General features: G+C 35.7%; 9 protein-coding genes and 1 tRNA gene. 7 read left to right on the top strand and 3 right to left on the bottom strand.

The window, feature by feature from the left end; all coding sequences use genetic code 11:
• The first annotated feature begins 12 nt into the window (after positions 1–12).
• From ACR2MV_RS14805 to ACR2MV_RS14785, 5 genes are all read left to right on the top strand, one after another.
• Positions 13–99, top strand: a tRNA-Ser gene (locus ACR2MV_RS14805).
• A 78-nt stretch (positions 100–177) separates the two neighbouring features.
• Positions 178–897 (top strand): MotA/TolQ/ExbB proton channel family protein, encoded by a 720-nt coding sequence (locus tag ACR2MV_RS14800; protein WP_434022881.1) that lies wholly within the window; start codon positions 178–180, stop codon positions 895–897.
• 11 nt (positions 898–908) lie between these two features.
• On the top strand, positions 909–1,376 hold the full coding sequence (locus tag ACR2MV_RS14795; RefSeq protein WP_434022879.1) for a hypothetical protein: 468 nt from the start codon (positions 909–911) through the stop codon (positions 1,374–1,376).
• Positions 1,377–1,382: 6 nt separating this feature from the next.
• On the top strand, positions 1,383–2,009 hold the full coding sequence (locus tag ACR2MV_RS14790; RefSeq protein WP_434022877.1) for an ExbD/TolR family protein: 627 nt from the start codon (positions 1,383–1,385) through the stop codon (positions 2,007–2,009).
• A 6-nt stretch (positions 2,010–2,015) separates the two neighbouring features.
• On the top strand, positions 2,016–2,480 hold the full coding sequence (locus tag ACR2MV_RS14785; RefSeq protein WP_434022875.1) for an ExbD/TolR family protein: 465 nt from the start codon (positions 2,016–2,018) through the stop codon (positions 2,478–2,480).
• A 173-nt stretch (positions 2,481–2,653) separates the two neighbouring features.
• Here the strand turns inward: ACR2MV_RS14785 and ACR2MV_RS14780 are convergent, their stop codons facing one another.
• From ACR2MV_RS14780 to metK, 3 genes are all read right to left on the bottom strand, one after another.
• Entirely contained in the window at positions 2,654–3,268 is a 615-nt protein-coding gene (locus ACR2MV_RS14780) for a deoxynucleoside kinase (protein ID WP_434022873.1), read from the bottom strand.
• Between the two features lie 85 nt (positions 3,269–3,353).
• Positions 3,354–4,145, bottom strand: a complete 792-nt coding sequence (locus ACR2MV_RS14775; protein ID WP_434022872.1) for a hypothetical protein — start codon at positions 4,143–4,145, stop codon at positions 3,354–3,356.
• Between the two features lie 160 nt (positions 4,146–4,305).
• On the bottom strand, positions 4,306–5,559 hold the full coding sequence (metK, locus tag ACR2MV_RS14770) for a methionine adenosyltransferase (RefSeq protein ID WP_434022870.1): 1,254 nt from the start codon (positions 5,557–5,559) through the stop codon (positions 4,306–4,308).
• Between the two features lie 223 nt (positions 5,560–5,782).
• On the opposite strand from metK, the gene ACR2MV_RS14765 reads away from it, so the two are divergent.
• Together ACR2MV_RS14765 and ACR2MV_RS14760 are read left to right on the top strand one after the other, a co-directional pair.
• Positions 5,783–6,196, top strand: coding sequence for a DM13 domain-containing protein (locus ACR2MV_RS14765; protein ID WP_434022869.1), 414 nt, complete (start codon positions 5,783–5,785; stop codon positions 6,194–6,196).
• 355 nt (positions 6,197–6,551) lie between these two features.
• The coding region (locus tag ACR2MV_RS14760) for a PLP-dependent transferase (RefSeq protein ID WP_434022867.1) at positions 6,552–6,838 on the top strand (287 nt) is incomplete at its 3' end.

Below are 6,838 nucleotides of genomic sequence, written 5' to 3'. Positions count from 1 at the left end.
TTTTGACATTTTGGAGAGGTGGCCGAGTGGCTTAAGGCGCACGCTTGGAAAGCGTGTTTATGAGAAATTGTAACAAGGGTTCGAATCCCTTTCTCTCCGCGGAAGATGTTCTTATGTTCCAAAATTTTTATATCTTTAAACCCGTTAACTAAATTTAAATAACAAACATTTACAAAAATGAAAAAAGTATTTACTATCCTTGCGATGACAGGATTGATGTTATTGAGCTCAGTTCAAAACATTTATGCACAAACAGAACCAGTGGCTGAAAAAACTTTTCATCAAGTTTTGAAACAGCGTTTTATTGAAGGTGGTCCTTTCTTTATGGGGATTGTATTGGTAACTTTGATTTTAGGATTGGCGATAGCCATCGAAAGAATCATCTATTTAAACATGGCAACTACCAACACTGAAAAATTGGTTAATGATGTAGAAGAAGCTATGGGATCTGGTGGTGTTGAAGCTGCAAAAGAACTTTGTAGAAACACAAAAGGGCCTGTTGCCTCAATCTTTTATCAAGGTTTAGATAGAATGGATGAAGGAGTTGATGCTGCTGAAAAAGCTGTTGTAGCTTATGGTGGTGTTCAAATGGGATTACTTGAGAAAAACGTTTCTTGGTTGTCTTTATTTATTGCTCTTGCACCGATGCTTGGTTTCATGGGAACTGTAATTGGTATGATTTCTGCATTTGACTCTATTGAAGCAGCGGGTGATATTTCTCCAGCGGTTGTAGCAGGTGGTATTAAAGTAGCACTTTTAACAACTGTATTTGGTTTAGTAGTAGCGATTATTCTTCAAATCTTTTATAATTATATCATTTCTAAAATTGATAGTATTGTAAACAACATGGAAGACGCGTCTATTAAATTGGTTGATCTTTTGATCAGAAATAAATAAGAGAAAAAATTATGAATAGTAAATTATCAAAAATATTATCACTTGTATCAGGATTGATCGGTTTGATTGCGATCTATTTCTTAGCAAGGATAATTATGGAAGGCGATGATGCTGTAAAAGAGAGTTTAGACTTACAAAACAGTCTTGTTTCTCCTTTTGTATCATTTGCAAGGGTCATATTGATCATTACTGCGGTTATTGCAGTGGCGTTCTCACTGTGGAACTTGGTAAGACAGCCTAAGTTACTAAAAAAGACTTTGGTGTCATTAGCAGCTCTTGGAGTATTGCTTTTGATTTCATATATGATGGCAACAGATGAAGCTACAAGAAATTTATCTGGAAACATTATTAAAGACGGAGAGGCAGGACCTACTTCTAAATGGGTAAGTACCGGAATTTGGTACTCAATGATTTTAGGAGCTATTGGACTTGGATTCTTTTTATTCGATTTTGTAAAATCATTATTTTCAACAAAATAAAAAATTATGGCATTAAGAGAATCACCGGAAATTAATGCAGGGTCAATGGCCGATATTGCTTTCTTGTTGCTGATATTCTTTCTAGTAACTACTACGATGGATGTTGACACTGGGATTAGCAGGAAGTTGCCCGAAAAGCAACCGGAAGACATGCCTGAACCACCAAAATTGAAAGAAAAAAACGTGTTTGTGGTAACAGTAAACCGTAATAATGATATTTTGGTTGAGGGTGATATGTTCATGAAGATCGATGAGATTCGTGCAGAAGCAGTTAAGTTCATTGATAATGGAGGTGGATTAGGAAACCCTATCGATGGAGCGGAACCAGCTGAGTGTGATTGGTGTGAAGGATCTAAAGATCCGTTATCATCGGATCATCCGAATAAAGCGATTATTTCATTAGAAAGTGATAGAGGTACGTCCTATGGTACTTATATCGCAGTTCAAAATGAATTGGTTGGTGCTTATACTGAACTGAGAAATAGATATTGTGAAAAACAATGGAATATTTCTTACACGCAATTATTAAAGGATTCTAAAAACAATCCGACCAACGAAACTCTAAAAGAAAGAATTAGAGAGGCTAAAGGAAAATATCCTCAGATTATCTCTGAGGCTGAACCAACAAAATAATTTCTTATGTCGAAGTTTAAAAAGAAGAAAAAAGGAATGCCAGGTATATCGACAGCGTCGTTACCTGATATTGTATTTATGTTATTATTCTTTTTCATGGTTACAACTGTAATGCGTGAGACTGAATTAAAGATCAAAAAACCTCAGTTACCAAAGGCTACAGAGATTAAAAAACTGGAGCGTAAGAGTTTGGTCAGCTATATTTATGTAGGTAAGGTAAAGGATCAAAATGGAGACAAGATTCAATTGAACGACCGAATAGCGGATGTAAAAGACGTAAAGTATTTTATTTTTGCTGAACGAGAAACACATCCTGAGGATGAGATTCCTTTGTTGACTACATCAATCAAAGCGGATATTGAATCAAACGTAGGAACGATTACTGATATCAAAGAGGAATTGAGAAACATCAATGCCTTAAAGATAAATTACTCTACGTTAAAAGGAGACGTTAAGGACAACGTTAAATAATTTAGTTATCAAATAGAAAAAAAACTCTCAATGAAAATTGAGAGTTTTTTTTTGCTTTATAGTTAATGCCTCCTAAGGAAACAAAGGCTTCATTAGACGGTGATGCATGCTTATATGAGCTCTGTGAGGAGACTCATTTAGATTCTTCAGAAAAGTAAAATAGAACTCCTGGCTTAAAACAAACCGTGAATCTGGGCATCGATTCGATCGATAATTGACCCCAGATCTTCAGGATTATCAACGATGTTTAGATTGTCAATATCAATGATGAGAAGCTTTCCTTTTTTGTAAGTAGAAATCCATGCCTCATAACGTTCATTCAGACGACTTAAGTAGTCAATGCTGATGGTGTTTTCAAAGTCTCTTCCTCTTTTGTGGATTTGCCCAACGAGGGTTGGAATACTCGCTCTTAAATAGATCATAAGGTCTGGAGGAGATACCAACCTTTCCATAAGTTCGAAAAGGGTCTCATAATTGCTAAAATCACGATTGGTCATCAGTCCCATGGCATGAAGGTTAGGGGCAAAAATATGCGCATCTTCATAGATAGTTCGATCCTGAATGATGTTTTTGCCACTTTCACGAATTTCAAGAATCTGACGAAACCGACTGTTTAAAAAATAGATCTGCAAATTAAAGGACCATCTCTCCATAGAACCATAGAAATCATCCAGATAAGGATTCTCTGCTACCGATTCAAAATGCGGTTCCCATTTATAATGTTTAGCCAATAAACTTGTCAAAGTTGTCTTACCTGCTCCAATATTTCCGGCTATCGCGATATGCATGGGTTTCGTTGTTTGATTTTAGTAAAAAGTAATGGAAAGCGAAATTAAAAAAAATATAGCTTATTTCTAGCTTTTAAAGCAATTTTCACCTCTTTATTTGGAAATGATAAATTGATTTGCCATCAAAGATGAAAAGAAAGGCGCTGTTTACAGAAACTGATTTGATATTCCCATTAAATTCCAGAGAAACCGGAGTCAGCGTATTCGTTTCCTGATAATAAAATTGATTCTTGTCCTGGTATATATAGCCTTTCTGGTACGGAAAGATTTGCTCTATATTTTCGTAAGGATAGGACTTGGTATATATGCCATATTCATTAAACTCAAGGACCGTCTTTTTTGAAAGAACCCAAACGGTTTTATAGGTACTTACCATATTTTTAACACTAAAGTCCGAGTTGTAAAAAGTTGTAGCCTGCGTTTGCAGCAATTCATTTAAGCGCTGATAGTCGTAAAGATGCAGCTTATTGTCATCGGCATACAGCCAGATGTTGTTTTGTGAGGCAGTGCTTACCAATGAAACATTATTAAATTTTGTTTCTTTTGTAAAGTCTATTTGTTGGGTTAGTTCATTTAAATTGTTGTCTAAAATGATAGCCGCATTAAAATTGGCATAAAAAAGAATCACCTTAAATGGATTCTGAATATTTACGCTTGTTAAGTCACCTGCATTGATATTGCTATATGAAAATAGTTTTTTATCAGTTTTTTTATACAAGATATTATCCGTGATATAATAAACACTTTGAAACTCATCAATACCAATAAATTCATCAGCAATCAGCGGAGAGCTTGTTATTAACTCAGTGCGGAGGGATTGTGATTGTCCCGTTAAAACACAAGTAAAAAGGAGTAAAAAAATCAGTTCTTTGAACATTATAATAAAGGTATGACCGGGGTTTTTGATGCTTCGTTTTGGCATTGAAATTTAAGATGATTGTGTGAGAATACCAAGTCTGAACTCACGTTACTTGGATAAAAAAAGAGGTGAACCTATGTAAGATCCACCTCTTTGAGTTTTTGAATCACAAATGATTCTAGAGGTTAAACGCCTCTTTAATACTGTTTACATAATCGAGTTTTTCCCAGGTAAAAAGCTCAACTTCCAATGATTTTTCACCGGAATAAGGAGAAGAAAAGTGTTTTGTGATCACCTCAGGATTTCTACCCATATGTCCATAGGCAGCAGTTTCGCTGTAAATTGGATTTCTCAATTTTAACCTTTTTTCAATTGCTGCAGGCCTCATGTCAAACAAACCTTCTATGATTCTTGAAATTTCACCATCAGAAAGGTTGGTTTTAGAAGTGCCATAGGTTTCCACATTAATCGAGGTTGGTTCAGCGACTCCGATAGCATAAGAAACCTGAACTAAAACCTGGTCGCATACTCCCGCAGCTACCATATTTTTCGCAATATGTCTAGAGGCATAGGCTGCAGATCTGTCAACCTTACTTGGATCTTTACCGCTAAAAGCACCACCACCGTGTGCCCCTTTACCCCCATAGGTATCCACAATAATTTTCCTGCCTGTCAGACCGGTATCTCCGTGAGGACCACCAATCACAAACTTACCAGTTGGATTGATATGGTATTTGATTTGATCATTGAATAAGGCCTGAATACTTTCAGGTAAATCTGCCACCATTCTTGGAATCAAAATAGAGACGATATCTTCCTTTATTTTAGCCAACATTTGTTCATCTTCGTCAAAATCGTCATGTTGGGTTGAAAGTACAATGGTATCAATTCTTTGAGGGACACCTTCGTCAGAATATTCTATAGTCACCTGACTCTTTGCATCAGGGCGTAAATACCTAATGTCTTTGTTTTCACGTCTAAGCGCAGCAAGCTCTTTTAGAAGTCTATGGCTCAAATCCAGGGCCAACGGCATATAATTAGAGGTTTCGTTTGTCGCATATCCAAACATCATTCCCTGATCACCTGCTCCTTGTTCTTCCTCGTCTCCTCGGTCTACACCCTGATTGATATCTTGAGATTGCTCATGAATCAAAGAGATGACACCACAGCTTTCTCCCTCAAACTTATATTCGCCTTTGGTGTAGCCAATTTTTTTAATGGTTTCTCTGGCTATGATGGGAGCATCAATATAGGTTTTGGTATTAACTTCTCCGGCCAAAACTACTTGCCCTGTGGTTACCATAGTTTCACAGGCTACCTTTGAATCAGGATCAAAGGCTAAAAAATTATCCAATAAACTATCAGAAATTTGGTCTGCAACTTTATCTGGATGTCCTTCCGAAACAGACTCAGATGTAAATAAATATGACATAGGTTCTTTTTTTAGAGAAAGGAAAATAACTGAAGATAGAAATAGCTAAAGTAGAATTACTGCTTTAGCATTTTTTATCGAGGTTGCAATCAGTTCAAATTTTTCCTCTCAGATTTTGCACAAATCTAAACAAATTTGAATTCAAATAATAAAAAATGTTGGAATTATATTTTTTGTAAGGAAGTTTTTCCTCTACGTCTAAGGTCTATAAAAGCTAAATTTTATGAAAAGAATATTATTTTTAGTCCTATTAATTCCAATGTTTATAGCCTGTAGTTCGAATGGAGATGATATGGGTGATATCAATGATGGTGGTGATATGGGGGGAGATTTCGAAGGTGCTGCACAGGGAATTTTTGTGAGTGATGCCCACCCAACCATGGGTACCGCCACGGTAAACGATGCAATTACAAACCTGGCATTGACAAATTTTAAGACAGATGACGGACCAACCTTATTGCTATACTTGTCGACAGAACTTGATTCACAAGAATTTGTAGACCTGGGAGAATTAAAGGGATTAGAAGGAGATTTTGATTATGCAATACCTGCAGGTACCGACATAGAAAAATATAAATACGTAGTCGTATGGTGTATTGATTTTTCTGTAAGCTTTGGTCATGCAGAATTAAAATAATTCAAGGAATTTAAATTTTATTTATATATTTGACACCGAAACAAATGAATAATAGCAGTTTAAATATGGTAAAAATGATGATGCGCAGCAACACGCAGAGGATTTTTATGCTATAATTTAATAGATCATATTTTAAAAAACCTCTGATGAAAATCAGAGGTTTTTTTTTGCTCATACCTGGAAAATAGAATAGAAATTGGAAATAAATAAAGACATGATGAATTTTAACAAAATGATAAGGTATTGCCATAACCATTGATAAAAAATAACTTATTTTTGTGTCCCCTTGGCAATACCTAATTAAAACGGACATTTTTTTATATAAAAAACACAAAACAATCAAAAAATAAAAATTATGAGTGATCAACATATTTCAACCAAAGCCCTTCATGCCGGGCACGATACAACACAAACACTGGGAACAAGAGCAGTGCCAATATACCAATCAACTTCTTATGTATTTAATGATACGGACCATGCGGCAAATTTGTTTTCGCTGGCGGAGCTGGGTTTTATTTATACACGTTTGAATAACCCGACAAATGATATTTTACAAAATAGGTTGGCGGCCATCGAAGGAGGTATCGGAGCGGTAGTTTTTGCTTCAGGAACTGCAGCTATTTCTACAGGACTACTAACTTT

This window comes from Lutimonas sp. (assembly GCF_051011215.1).
Taxonomy (GTDB): domain Bacteria; phylum Bacteroidota; class Bacteroidia; order Flavobacteriales; family Flavobacteriaceae; genus Lutimonas.
Note: the sequence above shows the minus strand (reverse complement) of the source record. Positions and strands in the feature narration are given on the sequence as shown.